Raw genomic sequence first — 20,992 nt, 5'->3', positions numbered from 1 at the left:
TGAGATCAGCAGACCCGCATTGCGCGGATCTGCTGAGATGTCGATGTTCAGACGCTACCACTTAATCGGTCGGTGTTCGGCCCCGCCGAGGCGGCTATGCCCGAGCGGTCCCAACTGACCGGCCGGTCGTGGTCGGCCTGCCGGTCACGGCTGTCGAACCGATCAGGGGTACCCGGCCGGTCGCGGACGCACTGCCGATCGCGGCCGACCATGGTGTCGACCGCGACCGCAATCGGCCTCAGCCGTTGTGTTCGCTCTCCCAGGCCGAGGAGCGGACCATCGACCTCAGCGAACGCAGCAGCACAGACAGCGGCGCCTGGGTGACGGAGTCGAGACCGAGGATCGTCTCCGTCGTCTCCAGCACCCGCCCCACGACAGTCTCGTTGCGTTCGAGCCATTCGGCCAGGCGCTGCTTCGCTCGTTCGTCCGGGGTTCCGGAGATCGGCGAATCCGTGGCGGCCAGAACCGTGCCCGTCACCGACAGGATCGCGGCGTAGTAGTCGTCACGCATGGATCCGCGGGCCAGCGCAGACCACCGGTCGCTGCGATCGAGCTCACCGATGAGGGTGAGGATCTGCGAACCGGAGAAGCATTCGTTCACGGCGTAGTAGACCTCAGCGACGTCCTCGGCGGATTCGTTCGCCCGAGCGGCCAGCTGGGTGATGTCGAGCAGCACGAACTCGTCGAGCAGAGCGGCGGAGCGCCACGCGAGCTCACTCGGCACGCCTTCGTCGATGTAGCTCTGCGCCTTCGCCTGCATGGTATCCGCGTCATAGCCGTCGACGAGGTCCGGGACCCGGGAGCGCAGGGTTTCGACGACCTTGCCGTACATCTCGATGCCGGAATCGACGTCGAGGCTGTCCGGCGCCTGCTGCACGAGCCAGCGCGAGGAACGATCGAGGACACGCACATAGTCGTGCTGGAGTTTCACCTGCACCTCGGTCGGCACCTGGTTGTCGAGTGCGCACACGGCGTCGAAGAAGTCATCGAGTCCGAAGATCTCCGAGACCACGACGAACACGCGTGCGATCTGCGGCACCGACGCCGGCGTCTCTTCCAACATCCGGTAGATGTAGGTCAGTCCGCCGCGGTCGACGAGCCGGTTGACGAGCTTCGCCGTCGCGATCTCCCGGTGCAGCGGGTGTTCGGGGATGAGCTCGCCGTACTTCTCCTGCAGAGCGTCCGGGAAGTAGGACACGAGTTCGCGACGCATCCACTTCTCGTCCGGCACGGTGCTGGCGAGGACCTCATCGGCGGCGTGCATCTTCACATAGGCCAGCAGCACCGCGAGTTCGGGTGACACGTAGTAGCTGTACTCGCGTTTGGCCAGTTCGTCGGCGTTGGGCAGGAATTCGACCGCCCGGTCGAGATCGGCATGCTTCTCCAGGTAGTTGAGAAGCCGGCCGTAGGTGCCCGACATCGATTCGGTCTGGGCCCGAGCCTCGCCGAGGACGACGTTCTGCGAGTAGTTGTTCGCCAGCACCCGGTCGGCGACCTGGTCGGTGAACGAGTGCAGGACCGCCTCCCGTTCTTCCGCGGCGAAGGCTCCCTTGTGCAAGAGCGTACGCAGGAGCAGCTTGATGTTGACCTCGTGGTCGGAGCTGTCGACGCCGGCCGAGTTGTCGACGGCGTCGGTGTTGACCTCGACGCCGCCCAGGGCGGCCTCGACACGTCCCAGCTGTGTCACACCGAGATTGCCGCCCTCGCCGATCACCCGCGCCCGCACATCGGCGCCGTCGATGCGGATAGCATCGTTGGACTTATCGCCGACATCGGCATGGCTCTCGCTCGAGGCCTTGATATAGGTGCCGATACCGCCGTTGTAGACGAGGTCGACCGGTGCCTTGAGGATCTCCGACATGAGGTCGGCGGGGCTGCGCTTTCCGGGTTCGACTCCGAGCACCGAGGCGGCTTCGGGGCTGAGGTCGATCGACTTCGCCGACCGGGAGAAGACTCCGCCCCCTGAGGAGATGAGGTCCCGGTCGTAGTCCTGCCAGCTCGAACGCGGCAGGTCGAAGAGCCGTTGGCGTTCGACGAAGCTGCGGGCTGCGTCGGGGTTCGGATCGAGGAAGATGTCCCGGTGGTCGAATGCCGCGACGAGGCGGATGTGCTCGCTGCGCAGCATGCCGTTGCCGAAGACGTCGCCGCTCATATCGCCGATGCCCACAACGGTGAAGTCCTCGGCGGCGGTGTTGAGTCCGAGCTCGCGGAAGTGGCGTTCGACGGATTTCCACGCGCCCCGGGAGGTGATGGCCATCGCCTTGTGGTCGTAGCCGACCGATCCGCCGGATGCGAAGGCGTCACCGAGCCAGAATCCGCGGCGTTCGGCGATCGCGTTCGCCACATCGGAGAACCGTGCCGTGCCCTTGTCGGCGGCGACGACGAGATAGTAGTCCTCTCCATCGTGGCGGACGACACGGTCGGGGTGGACGACGACGCTGGAGTCGTCGCTTCCGTAGGTGAGGTTGTCCGCAACCTCGAGCATGCTTTCGATGAACACCTCATAGGCGGCCTGACCGGCGGCCACCCACGCGTCCCGATCGCTCATCGGCGGCAGCTGCTTGGGGAAGAATCCGCCCTTCGCACCGGTGGGCACGATGAGCGCGTTCTTGACCATCTGGGCCTTGACGAGACCGAGGACCTCGGTGCGGAAGTCATCGCGACGATCCGACCAGCGCAGCCCTCCGCGAGCGACGGTGCCGAAACGCAGATGCACGCCCTCGACCTGCGGGGAATACACCCACATCTCCAGAGCCGGCTTCGGCTTCGGCACGAAGCTGAGCTCGTCGGGTCGGATCTTGAGCACCAGGGCAGTGGGCAGGGTACCGGATTCGTCGATGTAGTAGTTCGTGCGCAGGGTCGCCCGCAGCAGTTCCAGCGAGGAGCGCAGCACACGGTCGGCGTCGAGGCTGGCCACTTCGCTGAGGGCGGCTTCGATCGCGTCGTCGATCTCGGTCATCGTCGCTTCGCGTCCGGCGTCGTCGACGTCGGGATCGAACTTGGCGGAGAAATAGTCGACGAGCAGCTTCGAGATCTGCGGGTTGTCGCTGTAGACCTCACCGACATAGGCGTCGGAATAGGTGAAGCCCGCCTGGCGCAGATATTTGCCCAGTGCGCGGATGATCGTCACATGCTGCCAAGAGAGTCCGGCGACGACGAGGCGGTCGAAGACCCCAGCTTCCTTCTTGCCGTCCCAACCGGCCATGAAGGCCTCGGCGATGCGGTCGTGATCGTCATCGGCCAGTTCTTCGGAGAAGCTGAGTCCGAAGTCGTAGATGTACCGATGCGTTCCGTCGGCGAGGTCGAGTTCATGGGGACGTTCGTCGACGACGTCGGCACCGAAGGCCGTGAGGAAGGGCAGGACCTCGGACAGGCTGACCCGGTCACGACGATAGAGGACGAGGCGCACGGAGGCGTCGGTGCTCTGTTCGGGACGGTAGAGGCGCACCGCCGGACCGTGACCGGCGTCGAGGGCTTCGAACCGACCGACATCGGCGACCGCCTCAGCGGGGGTGTGATGCTCGCCGTAGCTGGGAGGGAACGCCTTCGACCACAGGTCGGCCCGGGCATGCGAGGCTCCGGAGTCGCCGGTCTCGGCGGGTACGAGGAACGCGTGGACGTCTTCGGACCAGGAGCGAACGGCTCCGACGATGCGGGCCTCGACCTCGTCGGCGCCGATCTGCGGCAGTTCGCAGTCACGGGCGACGCGGGCCACGAAGTGGATGCGGGCCAGCGCGGATTCGCTCAGCAGCACATCGAAGTCGACGCTGTCGGTGTTGTAGAACTTGCGCAGCACTTCCTGCACGCGCACTCTGGCGTCGGTGTTGTAGAGGTCGCGCGGGAGGTAGAGGATGACGGAGACGAAGCGCTGGTACGGGTCGGTGCGGACGAACACGCGGGACTCACGGCGCTCCTGCATGTCGACGATCTCCATGACGACGTCATAGATCTCCTCGGTGTCCTCGTGGAGCAGGTCCTCGCGGGGATAGTTCTCAAGGACGCCGAGAAGTTCGTTGGCCGAGTGGGATCCGGTGGGGAATCCGCTGGCTGAGAGGATCTTCGCGACCTTCCTGTCGATGACCGGGATGTTGAGGACGCTGTCGTTGTAGAATTCGGGTTTGAACACTCCGACGAAGCGCCGCTCGCCGACGATCTCACCGTCGGCATCGAAGGTCTTCACGCCGATGTAGTCCATGAACGAGGATCGGATGACGCGGGAGCGGGAGTTCGCCTTCGTCAGCACCAGCACATGCGGTTCGAGCGCTTTGTCGGCGACCGCCCGGCTGAGCGGTGACTTCACGAGGGGGCGCAGGGCCGAGATGCCCATCGAGGTGTCCTCGATCGGTTCGAGGCTGCTGTGTTCGGCGTCGTGGGTGTAGTCGTATTCGCGGTAGCCGAGGAAGGTGAAGTGTCCGTCGAGCCAGGTGAGCAGGGCGGCGGCGGATTCGGCTTCGGAGGACAGTTCCGGGCGCGGCGCGTGTGCGCTCAGCTCGGCGGCGATGTCTTTGGCCTTCGCGGCCATCGCTTGGGCGTCGCGCGCTGCCGCGGCCACGTAGTCGAGCACCCCGCGCAGGCGCTCTTCGAGTGCACCGAAGTCGCTTTCGGAGATGCGGTCGATCTCGAGACGGATCCAGGACTGCTGCTGTGGGGCGCCGTCCTCGCTGCCGGCAGGATCTTCGGCGACCGTCGGAATGCTCGCCGTGTCCGCACTGAGTGCGGGGGCTTCTGCCGGGGAGAGGATCTTCTCGTCCGGTCCGTTGCCGGTGACTGTGATGATCGGGTGGTGGACGCGGCGGATCGCCCTGCCGTTGGCGGCGAGGTCACTGACGATCGAGGACACGAGATGGGGCATGTCGGCGAGCACGATGGCGATGACGGTGTGGTTGTCGCTGAATTCCGGCGAGTCGACGCTCGGATTGTAGATCGCGATCGCCGGTCTCTGCCCGTCGTATTCGGTGCCGAGCGCGAAGTGACGGGCCGCCGCAGCCGCGTAGGCCTCGGGATCGGTCGCCCCTGTTTCGAACCGCGGATAATACGCATCGAGGAAGTTGTCGGGAGCCGATTGCCCCCTCTGTTTTCTCCACTCTTCTGCAACGTTCGAAATTGAGACCTGAGTCACTGCTTCACCTCTATGATCAACGAGCATTCGTCACGCGATTCGACGTCGAATCGTCATTCCCCACACTATGCCCAAATATCGAGAAAGGCACGCCGAGCGCCCTACGGTGAAGTAGGGTTCATTCGCTGGCAAACTGGAGCTATGCGATCTCTGACTCTCAATCATGAATATCCGGTTGATCTGTCGACATTCCTGGCCAAACTTGCCGACCCCGACGTGTGGGAGAAGCTCGGCTCCGAGGCCAGTGCCGAATACATCGACCCCGACACGGAGATGACTGTGCGGACCCCGATGCCCAAGGCCGAGCTTCCGGCGGCTCTGGCCTCTCGGCTTCCCGACAAGACCGTGCTGGTCGAGGTGTACATGATTCCCGGGGATGTCCTCGGTGACGAGGCAGAGATCCGCATGTCTGCACGCGCCGCAGGCGTCCCGGTCGAGATCGATGCGGTCCTCGAGCTGCGCGAGGTCGAGTCAGTGACGAAGTTGGCCGCTCATGCGGAGATCAGCTCGTCGATCCCGATGTTCGGCGCAATGATCGAACAGGCTGTGGTCCCGATCCTGGAGAAGCGCCTGAGCGACCGGCTGCGCCGCTTCGAATCCGCCTGATCCCGGGGGCCGGCGACACGGTTGCGTTCGAGTCGGTGCGAACCGTGAAGTCGTCTGCCGGAGTTGCGATGGGGTCGATTCAGCCCCGGAGTCGGTACAGTCCCAGCGTCGGTTCAGGCCTGGTCGCCGAGCAGCTGCTCCAGTTCGGAAGAGTCGTACCACAGCAGATCGGAAGCGCCGAGGTGGTCCTCGGCTGCACTGGAGTCCGTGTCCTCGGCCAGCTGCACCGCCTCATCCCAAACGGCGTCCTCATCGAGGTGGAAGCTCGCAATCCGGACCATGTCGACATCGGCAAGGGTGATGAGCTCGAAGCCCTCGGTCAGCGGCGCGGCCGGGCTGGACTCGGGGGCGTCATAGGCCACGATGACACGCCGCTCGGGAGCCGCCTCGGTGCCGGTCTCGGCTTCAGCGGGAGCGAATACCGCGCTCGCGGCCAGGGCCGCGGCGATGCACATGGCGTCGAATTCAGCGGATTCGAACTCCTCACCGCGCAGGCTGCGCCCCTGAGCGTCGGGGGCGACGGCGCGGACATCGATCAGCGTCGAACGCAGCGCGGTCAGGGTGGTGGGAATGTAGCAGCGAATGGCCATGCCCCTCATCCTAGTCCTGTGGTCCGCTCCCCTGGCTCACCCTGGCTTTCTGCGGGCGTCCGCGGCGGCCGGCGCCGCGACGGGCACGGCCTCCGACGGATCTGCGGGAACGGCGGCGACCCGGCAGCAGCTCGTCGATCATCGCCGCGAGGTCCCCGACGAGGACGGACCGGGGATTCTGCTCGTACAGGGTGAGGCCGGCGAGCATCGCCGCATCGGCCGTGGGCCGGTCATCTCTGAGAATGAAGTCCGGAGTGATCCGGACGAATCGGTCGAGGACTTCACTGATCCGCGTCTCAGCGGGATGGCCGACCGCGCTCGAGCGCACCTTCGTGATCACCAGCCGCATCTTCTCGCGCACCGCCTCGGCCCGTGGTGTGCCGAGGATTTTGACCAGTCGCTGCAGGCCGATCGGCTCCCCTGCTGCGAGGACGAGCACGATATCGGCGGCCTCGAGCGCCGCACGGGTGGCGCAGTGTCGATCGTAGAAGGGGTCGGCGAGGTCGTCATCGGGATCGATGCGGTCGCTGACGTCGACGACGACGACATCGTAGACCTTGGCCAGGCGTTTGAGCACAGACTCGAGGACGGAGGCACGGATCTCCGGCCACCTCTCGGGCCGAGTCAGCCCGGTCACCGCATGGAAGCTCTCACGGATCGATGCATGCGGCACCGCATGCGCGCCGAAGCGCCCGACCGGGTCCGACTGCGACCGGCAGAGGCTGGCCAGATGCGAAGATTCCTCTGTCAGCCCGAGGGTGGACGCGACCATCCCGGAGACCGTGTCAGCGTCGACGACGACGCTGCGCTTGCCCTGACGGGAGGCCTGATCAGCGAGGTTGACGGCAGTGAGAGTGCGTCCGGGCGACGAACCGGTCCCCCAGACCGTGATGATCATTCCCGCCCCTCCGACCGGCCCCGGCGGCGATATCGGGCGCGGCGGGACCACGGTGGAGGTACGGAGGTCGTCGATCGCCGCAGCCATCGCCGTCGCGTCGGCGTCCGTTGCGACGACTGCGCTGATGCCGACTGCTTCGAGGGCGTGCGCGTCGTCGCCGAATCCGAGCACCTTCGCACCGGAGGCCGTGATCGCGGCAACCACCTCCGCGTCGAGGCCGGGAAAGTAGCGGCCGATGATGACGACGTCGGCTCCGCCGGTGCGGCAGTGTGCCAGCAGCTCCACCTCGTCGGCGGGGCGCGCGACGATCGTGACGTCGTCGATCTCACTGAGCAGCTCGAAGAGGATGAGGTCGTATTCGAAGTCGACCGCCAGCAGGACCTGTGTCATCACTGCTCGCTTTCATCGGCAGGAACGGACGGGGCTCCGACCACGGAGAGCACGCTGCGTCCGTCGAGCGCGGCAAGCACGCCGGGCAGGTCCACAGAGCCCACGAACACTTCGATACGGGCGCCGTCACCTGCCCCGAAGCTGCCGACGTCTCGATTGATATGAGCGACCGGGGCCGAATCGACGATCTGCTCCGGCGGTGTGCCGTCATCGTCGAGCCCGTTCTGCTCCGGCTGGGCCCAGACGTCGACGAGGCTGCCCGAGTCGACGACGCTCGGGACTGAGCCGGCGATGTCGATGGCTACGACTCGCCCCTCGAGTTCTGACACTGGCGCCACCGCCGAGGCAGCCAGCAGTTCGCCTGCCGCCACGACGCTGCGCACGCTCGTATTCGTCGGCAGCTCGGAATCGGCAGAGAGATACTTCTTGCCGAGATCGGCGAGATTGACCTCGGCCACTGTGAGGTCGGCCGGTTCGAGTATCTCACCGGGGACGAGTGCGCGTGCGCTCGCCCAGACCCGGGTGGTCGAGTTCGCCGAGGTGACGAGCAGGTAGGTTCCGACGACCGCGAGGACGACGAGCATCGCGCCGACGAGGAGGCGCGCATCGGTCCAGCGCGGGGGTCGGATTCTTTTCGAGAGCTCCATTGCATCTCCAGATTCGCAGAAGTTTCGCTGACAGAAACTGCTTCTCAGTGATAATATTGGGCATCAAATGATGCCAAAGCAAGGTTTTTGGCCAAATGTACCAACAAGCAGATGGACATCTGGTGGCAGATGGACATTTGGAATGGGAGAAGTCACCTCATGGCCGTCGAAAGTCGCTTCCTGCCGCTGACCGATGTGGCCGAGCTGCTCAATGTCTCGATCGCACAGGCTCGGGCCCTGGTCCGCTCCGGCGATCTCCGCGCCATCAAAGTCGGAGGGCGCGGCCAGTGGCGGGTCGAGAAGTCCGAGATCGAAGCGTATATCCAGCGCATGTACGAGCGCACCGAGTACCAGATCAAGACCGGTTCCATCGAGGACTGACCCACTCGGTTCAGCTCTGATCTCCATCATGGACGAGTCATCCGAAGGGATTCGTCCGAGCGTGGACGGCATTGATCGCCGCGAAGGGAATGATCCTGCCGGCGATCTCGACATAGTCGGAGGCAACGAGTACGCAGCGCCCCCGAATGCTGCCCGCACTGTCGGCGACATCGATCGACACCTCTTCATAGGCGGCCGACCAGCGGCGCAGCGCCGATCCCAGGCCCAATCTCTCCAGCCCGCCGGCGTCGAATCGATGCACCCTCGCGATCAGCCTGAATCCCCGAACTGCCCTGATCGCGATCACCGAGACCTCGACTCCGGCGAGGACGATGATGTCCCGACCGAGGAAGCACACCGTTCCTGTGACGTCTCGCCCCGGCAGCGTCGCCTGCACCGTCGATCCCAGCGCCCCGCGCATCCGTTCGAGCAGAGTTCTCTCGGCCGCCTGACCGGTCACCTCTTCGCTGAATTCGCCTCTCCTGACGTGCGCTTGTGCCGCCGTGTCGGCGGCTTCGATATCCGCCAGGAGTGCATCGATGCGATCGTCCATAATCGCCAAGCCTGCCCCAGCTGTAGTCCACTTTCAAGACTTGAAATGAAGATGCAACGAACTACAGCCATGTAGTTAGAGTAGACCCATTGACAGCAAATCACATCTAACGGCATTATTATGTTCAATATCCAATGGAGGATGTCTAGATGTATCTCTTGATTACATGTGCGAGTTCGTGGTTGGTTCTGCTCGGTTCGCTCGTCACTGCGTGGGAGCAGTTGCCTCAGCCGTGGTCGACCAGCGACGTCGTCGTCATCGTCATCATCGGCACCGGAGTGTTCCTGTTCACACGGATCGGGCTCGTCTCTCTGCTGGCCCTGCTGCTGCAGGTGATTCCCTCCGGTCGTTTCCGGTCGGCGCTTGCCGGATTGGTCGTCAAGGCGATGCCACGGATACTCGCGTCGAGCGTTCTTGCCATCGTCTCGGCCGGCCTCGTGGTCCACTCCGCTCAAGCAGCAACGATCGCTGGTCCCGGTCCTGACCCCGCATCGTCCACGCAGGCTCCTTCCGTCTCTGCACCGTCTGCGCATACTCCGTCCGCCTCGGCCGATCCCGGCTGGCCGACGATCGACGATGATCAACCCTCTGCGGACTCCTCCGACGATGCGGAGCAGTCTGAGGATGAGCAGTCGCCAGACGGTTCCAAGCCGCGTGAGGAATCCGAGCCACCCGGTCGAGCCCACCCGCCCGATCCCGGTTGGCCCACGGAGCCGCCCGCAGACAGAGGGCCTTCAGCACCACCGACCGACCGGTCGTCGGATGGGTCCGGCGAATCGGACCGGTCAGGCGTGTCCGACCGCGGCAGGGAGCCGAATGAGCCGGGCGACAGCAGTGCCGATGCCGCCGAGCCTGCGGATCCTGGAACTTCCACACATATTGTGGCTCAAGGCGAGAGCCTGTGGTCGATCGCTGCCGATCTGGCCGAGACCCATGAAGAGATCCCGCAGCTCGTCGCGCACGTCTATGCTGCCAACGAGGACACCATCGGCCCCGATCCGAGCCTCATCATCGCTGGTCAGAGATTGGAGATCCAGAAATGACCGCCCCACTAACCCTCACCCGACCGCAGGCGTCGGCACCGCCTCGGCGAAAGGTCGCACCGTCGTCCACGGCACCGCCCCCTCGCCGGGTCGACGGGCAGGTCCGGGGCCAGCACGTCGTGGACGACCGGGCGCGGATCGCGGCCACGGCCACCTCGTTGGCGGTAGCCTGCCTCGAAGTCCTCTCGGGCGCCAGACGCAGTGAGACGATCGCCCGATGGGTCCAACCGGAGCTGCTGGCGAAGATCGACCACCGCAGTCAGCTGCGCGCCGAGGTGGCTCCCCACAGGGCGACCGTGCCCGGAGCTCGGACGGTGAGGCCGGGAAAGGCGCACGTCTGCCAGATCAGCCCCGAGATCGCCGAAGTCACAGTCATCGTCGCCGCCGCAAATCGCGTCCGGGCGGTGGCAGTCCGTTTGGAACTGCTCACCACCCGGTGGACGCTGACTGCGCTGCAGACGATGTGAGCCGCTGAGGGCTCGGAGTCAGCTCTTGGCCTTCTTCTTCGCGCGACGTTCGGCGCGATTGGCCGGAGCCGACTCGTCTTCGTCCTCAGTTTCGGAAACCGATGCGGAACCGCCCTCGGACGGCGCCGACAGCTGCATCTTGGGAGTCTTGTGACGCAGCTCCTCAGCGTCGACCTCGACCTCGGGTTCGTCACTATCGGAGCCGGCCGACGAGGTCACCTGAACCTGCAGAGTGTTGGTCAGACGGACGACGTCCTCCTTGATCCCGTCCTGCATGGTGGTGAACATCTCGAACCCCTCACGCTGGTACTCCACCAGCGGATCGCGCTGGGCCATCGCCCGCAGTCCGATGCCGTTTTTGAGGTAGTCCATCTCGTAGAGGTGCTCACGCCAGCGCTTGTCGATGACGGAGAGCACCACGCGGCGCTCGAGTTCGCGGGTGGCGTCCTCTCCGAGTTCCTCTTCGCGCTGGGAGTAGAACAGTGCGATGTCGGACTGGATCTCCTGGTTGAGGCGGTTCTTCGTCAGGTTGCCGAGGCCACCGAGTTCCTCTGCGAGGTCGTCGGGGGTGATCGACGGTGAGTAGATCTTTCCGAGAGCCTCGAAGAGCTCGTCGACCTGCCATTCCTCGACCGGTCCCGTCGTCGCCTGGGCGACATAGGCGTCGATGACCTCTTCACGGAAGTTCGCGACCTGATCTTCGAGGTCGGCGCCGTCGAGCACACGGCGGCGCTCATCATAGATCACAGTGCGCTGACGGTTGAGCACATCATCGTATTTGAGCACGTTCTTGCGCTGCTCGGCATTGCGCTGTTCGATCTGCGACTGGGCCGAGAGGATGGCACGGGAGACCATCTTCGATTCCAGCGGCACATCATCGGGGACGTTCGCTGTGGCCATGATCCGTTCGGCAGCCCCCGAGCCGAAGAGCCGCATGAGGTCATCGGTCAGGGACAGGTAGAACCGGGATTCGCCGGGGTCTCCCTGGCGGCCGGAGCGTCCGCGCAGCTGATTGTCGATGCGGCGGGATTCGTGGCGTTCGGTGCCGAGCACATAGAGTCCTCCGAGCTCGACGACCTCTTCGGCCTCTTCCTTGACTTTGTCTTCGGCGGCCTTGAGCACCTCCGGCCATTCGGCCTCGTACTGGTCCTCGTTCTCGGCGGGGTCGAGGCCTCGACGTTCCATTTCCGCGACCGCGAGGAACTCGGCGTTTCCGCCGAGCATGATATCGGTACCGCGTCCGGCCATATTCGTGGCCACAGTGACGGCGTTCTTGCGTCCGGCCATCGCCACGATCGACGCCTCACGGGCGTGGTTCTTCGCGTTGAGGACCTCATGCTTGACGCCGCGTTTGGCCAGATGCTTCGACAGGTATTCGCTCTTCTCGACGCTCGTCGTGCCGACGAGGACGGGCTGTCCGGTCTCGTGACGTTCGACGATATCGTCGACGACGGCGTCGAACTTCGCGACCTCGTTCTTGTAGACGAAGTCGGACTGGTCGACTCGCTGCATCGGCTTGTTCGTCGGAATCGGGACGACACCGAGCTTGTAGGTCGACATGAATTCCGCGGCTTCGGTCTCGGCCGTACCGGTCATTCCCGAGAGCTTTTCGTAGAGGCGGAAGAAGTTCTGCAGAGTGATCGTCGCCAGGGTCTGGTTCTCTGCCTGGACCTTCACCCCTTCCTTCGCCTCGATGGCCTGGTGCAGGCCCTCGTTGTAGCGGCGGCCCTTGAGCACACGCCCCGTGTGCTCGTCGACGATGAGGACTTCGCCGTCGAGGACGACGTAGTCCTTGTCCTTCTTGAACAGCTCCTTGGCGCGGATGGCGTTGTTGAGGAAGCTGATGAGCGGGGTGTTCTCCGCATCGTAGAGGTTGCCGATGCCCAGGTAGTCCTCGACGCGTTCGATTCCGGGTTCGAGGACGCCGACGGTGCGCTTCTTCTCATCGACTTCGTAGTCGCGATCGGTCTTCAGGCGCTTGACGACCTTGGCGAATTCGCCGTACCAGCGGTTCGCATCGCCTTCGGCAGGACCGGAGATGATGAGCGGGGTGCGGGCCTCGTCGATGAGGATCGAGTCGACCTCGTCGACGATGGCGAAGGCATGACCGCGCTGGACGAGCTCGTCCGCCGACCAGGCCATGTTGTCGCGCAGGTAGTCGAAGCCGAACTCGTTGTTCGTGCCGTATGTGATGTCTGCGGCGTACTGCTTGCGGCGCAGATCCGAGGGCATATTCGCCTGGATGCAGCCGGTCTCCATGCCGAGGAAGCGGAATACGCGGCCCATCAGTTCGGACTGGTAGGTAGCCAGGTAGTCGTTGACCGTGATGATGTGGACCGGATCGCCGGTGAGCGCGTTGAGGTAGGCCGGGGCCGTGGCGACGAGAGTCTTGCCCTCACCGGTCTTCATCTCGGCGATGTTGCCCAGGTGCAGGGCGGCGCCGCCCATGAGCTGGACGTCGAAGTGCCGCAGACCGAGGGTCCGGCTCGATGCCTCGCGAACGGTGGCGAAGGCTTCGGGAAGCAGGGAGTCGAGGCTCTCTCCGTCCTTGTAGCGCTCCTTGAACCGGCCGGTTTCCTCCCGCAGTTCGGTGTCCGTCATCTCGCTGAACTCATCGGACAGCTGATTGATGGCATCCGTGTATCGGCGGAGCTTCTTCAGAGTTCTGCCTTCACCTGTGCGCAGAAGCTTCTCGAGGAAATTAGCCACTTTTCTCCTAATCGGCATGTCTGCCGGACAACGACTCGAACGACTGTATAGCCCCTAGCTTAATGGCAGGTGAGTACCTTCGCGGTCCACGGCAGTCAGTCCCAGCCACTCAGCCATCGTCGTGAGCTCTTCGGCCAGTTCGGTGGTGTGCTCCTCCCCTGGCTCCCATGTCACCCGGTGAGCACGCAGGATGCCCGCCGCCCGGTCCCTGTGCAGGTCGGCTCGCCCGACGAGGCGATCGCCGAGAAGGAACGGAGTGACGTAGTAGCCGTGCACACGCTTGGCGGCCGGGGTGTAGATCTCGATGCGGTAGTGGAAGTCGAAGAGCCATTCGATGCGCGGCCGGTAGAAGACCAATGGGTCGAACGGTGCCAGCAGCGCTCGGGCATTCACGGTGCGCGGGGTCCGAGCCTCATGCCATTTCAGGGCGGCGACACCTTCGACATCGACTTCGCGCAGCTCGCCTGAGGCGATGAGTTCGGTGATGGCGGCGTCGGTCGGTGCCCGCCGTTGCCGAAAGTAGTCGGCGATGTCCTCGGGCCGGGAGATGCCCAGGGCACGTGCCGCGATCCGGGTGAGTTCGAAGACATTGTTCTCGACCCCGGATATTCCGCGTGGCAGCTCCGCATTCGGGTCCAGCCCCAGCCGAGGATCATCCGGCGGCCCGTAGTTCAGCGGCAGCTGCGGCAGCTCGGGTGAGACGTCTCGGGCCAGAGCATAGATGCGTTCGAAGTGGTCATTGCGTCCGGAGGCGCTGATGACTCCGCCGGCGAACAGCGCTTCGAGGGCGACTTTCACCTGGCTGGGATTCCAGCCCCAGTGCCCGCGGTGGATCTCCGGCAGGTCGTGGTCGACCACCTCGGCGACTTCCCGTGCCGTCATCGGCCGGGTGGACAGGGCGGTGAGGACGCGAGTCTGGAGGTTTCGGAACTCCTCGCCGGTCTCCGGGTGGCGCTGTCCGAAGTCGTTGCGCCACCATTCGCTGTGGGCGCGGGCGAAGTGCTTCCATGTCTGCGGCGGCACGAAGGCCGCGGCGTGTGCCCAGTACTCGACACCCATGCGCGGAGAAGAGTAGAAGAGACGGTCGAGGGTCTCCCGCCGGTAGGGACCCAGGCGAGAGTAGAAAGGCAGATAGTGGGATCGGACGACTCGGGCGACCGAGTCGATCTGGGTCAGTCCCATGGTGGCGAAGACATTCTTGAGGTGTCGGGCGGTGACCTTCGCCGGTCGCGGCCTGTCCAGCCCCGTCGCTGCGATCGCCGTTCTGCGAGCCGCAGCCCGTGTCATCCTCTGCATATTCCCCACGCTATCCCCCAATTACTACCTGACGGCGGCCCAGCAACCTCGCGCGAGGTTGCTGGGCCGCCGTCAGGTAGTAATTGGTCAGTCGATGGCTTCTTCGAGGTCGTGGTCAAGGGCGATGACTCCGTAGCTCCAGCCCTTACGGCGATAGACGACGGACGGCTTGCTCGACTCCTCGTCGATGAACAGGTAGAAGTCGTGCCCGACGAGTTCCATTCTGTTCAGCGCCTCTTCGATGCCGATGGGTGAGGCGGTGAAGGTCTTCTCTCGCAGCACCACCGGCGAATCGCCTTCGGCCTTGATACGACCGTTCGTCTGATCGACGCTCTGGTCCGCTGCAGACCTCGCATCATCGGCGTCCGCATCGGGAACCATCGGTTCGGCCACCGGCATCTTCGCCAGCACCTCGGCGGTGGATTCCTTGCGGTGGTGTCCCGACCGCGGCACCTTGTGCCGGTCCCTCGCTCGCCTCAGTCTTTCGACGAGCTTCGCCCATGCCAGATCGAGTGCCGCATATTTGTCGCTTGCCATGGCCTCTGCCCGAATTGCCGGCCCTTTCGCCACTACCGTGAGCTCGACTCGCTCGCTCGTCTCGGGCTGGCGGGAGTTCTTCTCGTGTGTGACATGCACTTCGACACGCTGAGCGCGAGGGGCAAGCTGCTCGACCTTGGCGATCTTGTCCTCGATGTGGGCTCGAAAGCTGTCGGAGATGGTCAGTTGACGGCCGTTGACAACAATGTCCATGATGTGTCCTTAGCGACTCGCTCGTCGGATTCATCCGATCCCATGCCCTTGGATGGGTAAACACCGTTATACAGTAAAGGGAGAGACAAATCGAGTGCCCCCGCGACCGAGACCGAGAACTGCGCCTACAGCGGGTCTGATCTGCACCGATGCTAACAGACGTGCGCTTTCTGCCAAGGTTGCGCCGGTGGTGGAGAAGTCATCGATGAGCAGGTCCGTCGGCGCGGATTCGGTGCCCGACACGGAACCTGCTTCTGAGATCTCAGCGATTCTCCTCCGGTCGAGATATTGGGTCCGCTGAGCATTCTCAGCCCGTTCGATCGCCCCGAGTCCGACCTGGTCACGCGATCGTTTCGCCGCGAGCACATCGTGGACTTCCAGGGGCAGCTCCGGCGACAGTTCCTTCGCCCGATTCGCCAGGGCAGCCGTATGCGATCCGCCTCGACGACGTCTGGCCCGATCCGAACTGGGCGCCGGAAACAATCGGATCGCCCCACCCGAGTAGCCGATGAGGTCGAGGGCGGCGACGATCGAACGGGTCAGAGCCAGGGCCAAGGGGTCGAGGATGTCCCGGCGTCCGTCGTCCTTGAAGCCGACGACCATCTTCGAGATCTGAGAGTTGTATTCGCAGACCCCGACGATCGGAATCGTGCCGTAGCGCGGTTCCATCGCCCGTGGGATCCCACCGAGCAGCTGCAGGCAGCGGGTGCACAGGGACACGTTCTCCCGCCCGCAGCCGGCGCACCGGCGAGGCAGGAGCAGTTCGCCGAACTCCCCGAGCAGCCCCATGGGAGCAATCTACTCCATGCCCAGCTCGGGGTGTCGGCGATGAGCCGCCTTCCAGAACAGCCGCGCACCGCCGCCCGACGGCCCATCCGGGGAGGAAAAGGCTCCATGGCTCAGCCGGGAAGGGAAAGGCTCCGGGGCCTGCTGGGACAGGCAATGCTGTGCGGGTCAACCGGGATAGGAGGGATCCTTCGCTTCGACGTCGACGAGTTTCTGCCAGGCGTTCGAATTGTAGCTGTACAGCGCCCCATCGGCACCGGTGACCAGGATCGAGCGTCCGTCCACTCCACCGGCGATGCGACTTCCGTCCGAGACCTCGCCGAGCTGTTCAGCAGGGCCGGTGACTCCGATGCGGAACGGCTGCGCTGATTCGCCTTCCTCTGCGGCCAGAGCCACGAGAGACGTCGACCCTGCCCATGAGACGTCCTTGATCTCGTGGAAGTTCGCACCCACTTCGATCGGTGTTTCGGAAACATGACCGGACGGATTGCCCGCCTTGTCCCTGGGGATGCCGACCACATCGAGGCGATCCGGTTCCCCTTTGTGGCGACTGAGCAGCACGATACGAGTGCCGTCTCGGGAGACCTCGATATCGATGAGCTGTCGACCGTTGAGGAAATCGGCGGCGACGGTGGAGGATTTGCCGTCACGACCGATGGCCTTGAGCTCGCCTTTGTTCTCAGCCTCACCCGTCCATGTCGTGTTGAAGCGATCGATGCTGGGGCGCACGAGCTTCGTGCCTTTGAGGATCGGAGTGGCGTCGACGGCGTCGGACTTCAACCGCATGAGCTGCTTGCCGTCGTCGGCCAGATAGACGTAGAGAGAGTCATCCAATGACACCGCGGGATCGCTCGCCTTCGCCTTCTTCAGATTCGGGCTGTTCTCGACCTTGGCCACGGTGGTGCCCGAGACCCGAGAGAGGTGATCGTCGGCGAGAACCACGGGTGGCCCGTCCACCTGGACGGACGTATCGGTCTTCGGCTGCAGACTGGCCGGAACCGTCTGCCCGCCGATGCTCAGATCGATTGCCGAGATCGAGGGAATGACCTGCAGGGTGGTGGCGATCTGCTGACGGATCAGTCCCTTTTCGCGGTCGGACGGGGCCGGGTTCTGCGGTCCCAGGGCCACATTGGCGACGCCGTTCTCGATCGTCACCACGTTCGAATCCGAATCGCTGAGCTTGGCACCATCGGGAATCGACGTGATCACCGCTCCCGAAAGGTAGGGGGCGGGTCCGCTGAGCAGCTCGTTCATCAGCACCGTCGGGGTCGAGGAAGACCGGAGGAACCAGCGGGAGTCAGGGACGAGATACGAATAGTCGGAGGTGAAGAACTGCAGCGAATAGTTGAGGAAGATCGTCTGGAAGTCGGTCTGGCTGATGAGCAGCCCGTCCGGCGCCGAGGAGATCCTCCACTCCCCGTTCTCCTGCCGCAGCGAGAATTCCATCGTGGACCGAGTGCCCGGTTCGGTCGAGTTGTACACTCCGGAAGAGTCGACGAGACCGACGACCGGGGGCGAGATGCTCATCGTCTTCTGGTCGGAGGTGGTTCCGACGTTCAAGGAGTCGGGATCTGTGCCGTTGGGCAGGACCGATACCGATTCCTGTGGACTCCATTTCTGTGCCTCACCCTCAGTGAGGAATGACCGGGCGACGGAGAAGTTGTTGCCGGCGCCCGCTCCTGCCCGGAGGAACCCGCGCACGATGTCCGATGGGCTGTCCCCGGGTTCGGGACCGTCGGGGATCCGCGCATTGTTCGCACCCGCATCGCCCGAGTCGTCTTCGATATGGCCGACAGGCGATGACGTCGGGATCGACGAGCAGCCGACGAGGGTCAAGGCGGTGAACACGGAGACCAACATGGTCTTCACTCGCAGAGCTCTGGGCTTCGTGCGCATCATGACCGTCCTCCTTCTCCGTCGTCCATACCGTCACCGTCCAGGTCCGGATCGCCGACGTCCGTGGACCGGGGCCCAGTCTCGGCGGTGCCTGTCTCGGAGCCGTCGGCAGCGGGGCTGTCCGACTCGTCGGCGGCGGCCTCACCGTCCGAGACCGACTCAAAGGCAGTCGTGGTCGTCTCCGGCGATGATGACTGCGGGGCCGCCTCGGCGATGGATTCGTGGTCATCCCCGAGCATCTCCGGCTCGGTTTCGACGACGATCGGTATCGATCCGGTCTGGATGCGGACGGAGCCGTCCGAGGACAGCGGTCCCGCCACGAGCGCGGAACCGCGGATCTGCGCATCCCGCGGCGGCAGAGGCAGGGGCGAGGAGGTGATCTCCTGATCGGGGCGCCTGGGAATCGTCAGCCGGAAGCACGACCCCTCGCCGAGTTTGCCCCAGACCTGCAGCCAGCCATTGTGCAGGTGCGCGTCCTCGAGCGAGATCGCCAGGCCCAGACCCGACCCGCCGAGGGTACGCTTGCGTGCCGGATCGGCACGCCAGAACCGGTCGAAGACGTGCTCGACCTGCTCTTCGTTCATGCCGACTCCGTGGTCGCGCACGCTCACAGCCACCGCCTCGGCGTTGGAAGCGACATAGACGTCGACGGGGTTGTTCTCGCCGTGTTCGATGGCGTTGACGACGAGGTTGCGCACGATCCGGGTGATCCGCACTCGGTCGACCTCGGCCATGACCGGTGAGGACGGAGCGTGGACGACGATGGGGGTCGACATCTGTTCGGCCACCATCGACACGGTCTCGATCACCGAGGTCACGATCGCGCCGATATCGACGGGCTTGGGCACCAGCGCCGCGGCACCGGCATCGTAGCGGGAGATCTCCAGCAGGTCGGAGAGCAGGTTGTCGAACCGCTCTGCCTGCGAGTTGAGCAGTTCCGCGCTGCGCGCGGTGACGGGGTCGAGGTCGTCACGGGAATCGTAGATGAGGTCCGCGGCGGCGCGGATCGTCGTCAGGGGTGTCCGCAGTTCGTGAGAGACGTCGGAGACGAACTGCCTCTGCAGCACCGACAGCCGTTCCATCTGCTCGATCTGGTGCTGGAGGGTGTCGGCCATATCGTTGAAGCTCTCACCTAGGACGGCGATCTCATCGTTGCCGTGGACGGGCATGCGTTCGTCGAGGTCACCATCGGCGATGAGCCGGGCCACCTCGGCCCCGGTGCGCACCGGGGTGACGACGAGTCGGGTGACGATCCAGGCCACGGCACCGACGAGGACGACGAGGACGAGGGCGGCGACGAACATCGACCGTTGCACGAAGTTGAGCGTGTCCTGCTGTTCGCTGAGGTCGCCGAGGTAGTAGAGCTGGAACTGGCCGGCGCCCGGGATCTGCAGCTCCTGGGTGATGAGCAGACCCGGTCCGGTCCCGTCGGGCAGGCTCACCGACTGGTAGAGCTTGTCGTCGGTCGGGGCCTTGCGGATGGCCTCGCGGAGTTCATCGGAGACGGGCACCTGCGTGGCCTCACCGTCTTCGTTCGACCCACCGGCGGTGATCGTCGAGAAGGAGGAGTTCGGGTCCTTCGGCTGCAGGGTCAGCGAATACACCGACCCGGCGGAACGGTTGTAGATCGAGGACAGCTGCGAACTCAGCGTGTCTTGGGTGACCGCCTGCCCGTCGACGGGTGCCAGGGAGCGCAGTTCGGCCAGGATCGACCGAGTCTGAGAGGACAGGGAATCCAGGCGGGTGTCGAAGAGTCCGCGGGCGATCTGCTGGGACATATAGGTTCCGACGCCGAAGATCGCCACCGAAGTGAGCACGATCGTGAGAACGACGATGCGGACCTGCAGGGAGTGGCTGAACGATCGGAGTATGAAGTTCCAGAACGTCTTCAGTGCCGAGGCCGCGGTGCGGACGGGTCCGTCCGCGGCTGACTCGGAGGTCACGCGGCTCGGCCGGCCTTATAGCCGACGCCGCGGACGGTGACGATGATGTCCGGCTTCTCCGGATCGCGTTCGATCTTCGACCGCAGACGCTGCACGTGGACGTTGACCAGTCGGGTGTCGGCGGCATGACGGTAGCCCCACACCTCTTCGAGCAGGGTCTCGCGGGAGAACACCTGCCACGGTTTGCGAGCCAGGGCGACGAGGAGGTCGAATTCGAGAGGGGTCAGCGACACCGGGGATCCGCCCTTGGTCACCGTGTGGCCGGCGACGTCGACGACGACATCGCCGACAGTCAGCAGCTCAGGAGCCTGCGGTTCGGAGATCCGCAGCCGAGCGCGGACACGGGCGATGAGCTCCTTGGGTTTGAACGGCTTCGGCACATAGTCGTCGGCACCGGATTCGAGGCCGAGGACGACATCGACGGTGTCGGACTTCGCCGTGAGCATGATGATCGGCACCGAGGAGATCTCACGGATCTCCCGGCACACTTCGAGTCCGTCCTTGCCGGGCAGCATGAGGTCGAGGAGCACGAGGTCCGGATTGACCTTCTGGAATTCTTCGAAGGCCTGGTCTCCGGTGGCGCAGAAGAAGGGCTCGAAGCCTTCGCTTTTGAGCACAATTCCGATCATTTCGGCCAAAGCCGTGTCATCATCAACTACAAGGATTCGAGCGTTCATGCTCCCATTGTCCCTTATGTTCGCGTGTTCTTCGGTTCTCGACACTCCTAGCCTATCGGGCGTTGTCGACTGCCTCATGCACCGGATCCGCCGACATCGGTGGCCGACGCTTCGGCCACCGCCCCGCACGGCCCCCTGCACCGGGCCGATCACGGCCCGAGGCCGACTGCCGAAACGGCCTCTCAACCTCCCTGCAGACCGTCCCTCAGACCGTCCCTCAGACCGTCCCTCGGACCGACCC

General features: G+C 64.5%; 16 protein-coding genes. 4 read left to right on the top strand and 12 right to left on the bottom strand.

Annotation, left to right across the window (positions count from 1 at the left end):
• Positions 1-238: 238 nt before the first annotated feature.
• Positions 239-5,119 carry an NAD-glutamate dehydrogenase gene (locus BI49514_RS10950; protein WP_244195065.1) on the bottom strand — a complete coding sequence of 1,627 codons (4,881 nt, stop codon included), beginning with the start codon at positions 5,117-5,119 and terminating at the stop codon, positions 239-241.
• Between the two features lie 141 nt (positions 5,120-5,260).
• Here BI49514_RS10950 and BI49514_RS10945 point away from each other — a divergent pair, with 141 nt between their 5' ends.
• Positions 5,261-5,725 carry a DUF2505 family protein gene (locus BI49514_RS10945; protein WP_101546569.1) on the top strand — a complete coding sequence of 155 codons (465 nt, stop codon included), beginning with the start codon at positions 5,261-5,263 and terminating at the stop codon, positions 5,723-5,725.
• Between the two features lie 113 nt (positions 5,726-5,838).
• Here BI49514_RS10945 and BI49514_RS10940 read toward each other — a convergent pair whose 3' ends face one another.
• Genes BI49514_RS10940 through BI49514_RS10930 form a run of 3 tightly spaced genes read right to left on the bottom strand, consistent with a single transcriptional unit; the run spans position 5,839 to position 8,250 of the window.
• Positions 5,839-6,315 carry a DUF6912 family protein gene (locus BI49514_RS10940; RefSeq protein ID WP_101546568.1) on the bottom strand — a complete coding sequence of 159 codons (477 nt, stop codon included), beginning with the start codon at positions 6,313-6,315 and terminating at the stop codon, positions 5,839-5,841.
• A 10-nt stretch (positions 6,316-6,325) separates the two neighbouring features.
• On the bottom strand, positions 6,326-7,603 hold the full coding sequence (locus BI49514_RS10935) for a CpaE/TadZ family protein (protein WP_208634973.1): 1,278 nt from the start codon (positions 7,601-7,603) through the stop codon (positions 6,326-6,328).
• Entirely contained in the window at positions 7,603-8,250 is a 648-nt protein-coding gene (locus BI49514_RS10930; RefSeq protein WP_101546567.1) for an SAF domain-containing protein, read from the bottom strand. The genes BI49514_RS10935 and BI49514_RS10930 overlap by 1 nt, the downstream gene beginning before the upstream one ends.
• 159 nt (positions 8,251-8,409) lie before the next feature.
• On the opposite strand from BI49514_RS10930, the gene BI49514_RS10925 reads away from it, so the two are divergent.
• The gene (locus BI49514_RS10925) at positions 8,410-8,631 is read left to right on the top strand and encodes a helix-turn-helix domain-containing protein (RefSeq protein ID WP_025780784.1); all 222 of its coding nucleotides are present in this window, start codon (positions 8,410-8,412) and stop codon (positions 8,629-8,631) included.
• 37 nt (positions 8,632-8,668) lie between these two features.
• On the opposite strand, the gene BI49514_RS10920 is transcribed toward BI49514_RS10925, so the two are convergent.
• Positions 8,669-9,184, bottom strand: a complete 516-nt coding sequence (locus BI49514_RS10920) for a hypothetical protein (protein WP_101546566.1) — start codon at positions 9,182-9,184, stop codon at positions 8,669-8,671.
• Between the two features lie 149 nt (positions 9,185-9,333).
• Here BI49514_RS10920 and BI49514_RS10915 point away from each other — a divergent pair, with 149 nt between their 5' ends.
• Together BI49514_RS10915 and BI49514_RS10910 are read left to right on the top strand one after the other, a co-directional pair.
• Positions 9,334-10,227 (top strand): LysM peptidoglycan-binding domain-containing protein, encoded by an 894-nt coding sequence (locus tag BI49514_RS10915; protein WP_145996210.1) that lies wholly within the window; start codon positions 9,334-9,336, stop codon positions 10,225-10,227.
• Positions 10,224-10,694, top strand: a complete 471-nt coding sequence (locus BI49514_RS10910; protein ID WP_101546564.1) for an Rv3235 family protein — start codon at positions 10,224-10,226, stop codon at positions 10,692-10,694. The genes BI49514_RS10915 and BI49514_RS10910 overlap by 4 nt, the downstream gene beginning before the upstream one ends.
• A gap of 18 nt (positions 10,695-10,712) precedes the next feature.
• On the opposite strand, the gene secA is transcribed toward BI49514_RS10910, so the two are convergent.
• The 7 genes from secA to mtrA all read right to left on the bottom strand — a co-directional run bounded on the left by secA (position 10,713) and on the right by mtrA (position 20,751).
• Positions 10,713-13,403, bottom strand: a complete 2,691-nt coding sequence (gene secA / locus BI49514_RS10905; RefSeq protein WP_101546563.1) for a preprotein translocase subunit SecA — start codon at positions 13,401-13,403, stop codon at positions 10,713-10,715.
• Positions 13,404-13,457: 54 nt separating this feature from the next.
• On the bottom strand, positions 13,458-14,699 hold the full coding sequence (locus BI49514_RS10900; protein ID WP_101546562.1) for a winged helix-turn-helix domain-containing protein: 1,242 nt from the start codon (positions 14,697-14,699) through the stop codon (positions 13,458-13,460).
• A gap of 87 nt (positions 14,700-14,786) precedes the next feature.
• Positions 14,787-15,449, bottom strand: a complete 663-nt coding sequence (gene hpf, locus BI49514_RS10895) for a ribosome hibernation-promoting factor, HPF/YfiA family (RefSeq protein WP_101546561.1) — start codon at positions 15,447-15,449, stop codon at positions 14,787-14,789.
• 66 nt (positions 15,450-15,515) lie between these two features.
• Positions 15,516-16,238 carry a ComF family protein gene (locus tag BI49514_RS10890; RefSeq protein WP_101546560.1) on the bottom strand — a complete coding sequence of 241 codons (723 nt, stop codon included), beginning with the start codon at positions 16,236-16,238 and terminating at the stop codon, positions 15,516-15,518.
• 165 nt (positions 16,239-16,403) lie between these two features.
• Entirely contained in the window at positions 16,404-18,134 is a 1,731-nt protein-coding gene (locus BI49514_RS10885) for an LpqB family beta-propeller domain-containing protein (protein ID WP_244195064.1), read from the bottom strand.
• Entirely contained in the window at positions 18,131-20,074 is a 1,944-nt protein-coding gene (gene mtrB / locus BI49514_RS10880) for an MtrAB system histidine kinase MtrB (RefSeq protein ID WP_101546559.1), read from the bottom strand. Before mtrB ends, BI49514_RS10885 begins: the two co-directional genes overlap by 4 nt.
• Entirely contained in the window at positions 20,071-20,751 is a 681-nt protein-coding gene (gene mtrA / locus BI49514_RS10875) for an MtrAB system response regulator MtrA (protein WP_062861422.1), read from the bottom strand. Before mtrA ends, mtrB begins: the two co-directional genes overlap by 4 nt.
• Positions 20,752-20,992 lie beyond the last annotated feature (241 nt).

The sequence above is a fragment of the Brevibacterium iodinum ATCC 49514 genome (assembly GCF_900169265.1).
In the GTDB taxonomy this organism is placed as follows: domain Bacteria; phylum Actinomycetota; class Actinomycetes; order Actinomycetales; family Brevibacteriaceae; genus Brevibacterium; species Brevibacterium iodinum.
This window is presented reverse-complemented; position numbering and strand designations above follow the sequence as displayed.

Excerpts from the sequence above, each read along its gene's own strand:
- mtrA (WP_062861422.1), bottom strand. The coding sequence starts at position 20,751 with ATGAACGCTCGAATCCTTGTAGTTGATGATGACACGGCTTTGGCCGAA.
- BI49514_RS10930 (WP_101546567.1), bottom strand. The coding sequence starts at position 8,250 with ATGGAGCTCTCGAAAAGAATCCGACCCCCGCGCTGGACCGATGCGCGC.
- BI49514_RS10900 (WP_101546562.1), bottom strand. The coding sequence starts at position 14,699 with ATGCAGAGGATGACACGGGCTGCGGCTCGCAGAACGGCGATCGCAGCG.
- BI49514_RS10890 (WP_101546560.1), bottom strand. The coding sequence starts at position 16,238 with ATGGGGCTGCTCGGGGAGTTCGGCGAACTGCTCCTGCCTCGCCGGTGC.
- hpf (WP_101546561.1), bottom strand. The coding sequence starts at position 15,449 with ATGGACATTGTTGTCAACGGCCGTCAACTGACCATCTCCGACAGCTTT.
- BI49514_RS10885 (WP_244195064.1), bottom strand. The coding sequence starts at position 18,134 with ATGATGCGCACGAAGCCCAGAGCTCTGCGAGTGAAGACCATGTTGGTC.
- BI49514_RS10935 (WP_208634973.1), bottom strand. The coding sequence starts at position 7,603 with ATGACACAGGTCCTGCTGGCGGTCGACTTCGAATACGACCTCATCCTC.
- BI49514_RS10945 (WP_101546569.1), top strand. The coding sequence starts at position 5,261 with ATGCGATCTCTGACTCTCAATCATGAATATCCGGTTGATCTGTCGACA.
- BI49514_RS10920 (WP_101546566.1), bottom strand. The coding sequence starts at position 9,184 with ATGGACGATCGCATCGATGCACTCCTGGCGGATATCGAAGCCGCCGAC.
- BI49514_RS10925 (WP_025780784.1), top strand. The coding sequence starts at position 8,410 with ATGGCCGTCGAAAGTCGCTTCCTGCCGCTGACCGATGTGGCCGAGCTG.
- BI49514_RS10915 (WP_145996210.1), top strand. The coding sequence starts at position 9,334 with ATGTATCTCTTGATTACATGTGCGAGTTCGTGGTTGGTTCTGCTCGGT.
- BI49514_RS10940 (WP_101546568.1), bottom strand. The coding sequence starts at position 6,315 with ATGGCCATTCGCTGCTACATTCCCACCACCCTGACCGCGCTGCGTTCG.
- BI49514_RS10910 (WP_101546564.1), top strand. The coding sequence starts at position 10,224 with ATGACCGCCCCACTAACCCTCACCCGACCGCAGGCGTCGGCACCGCCT.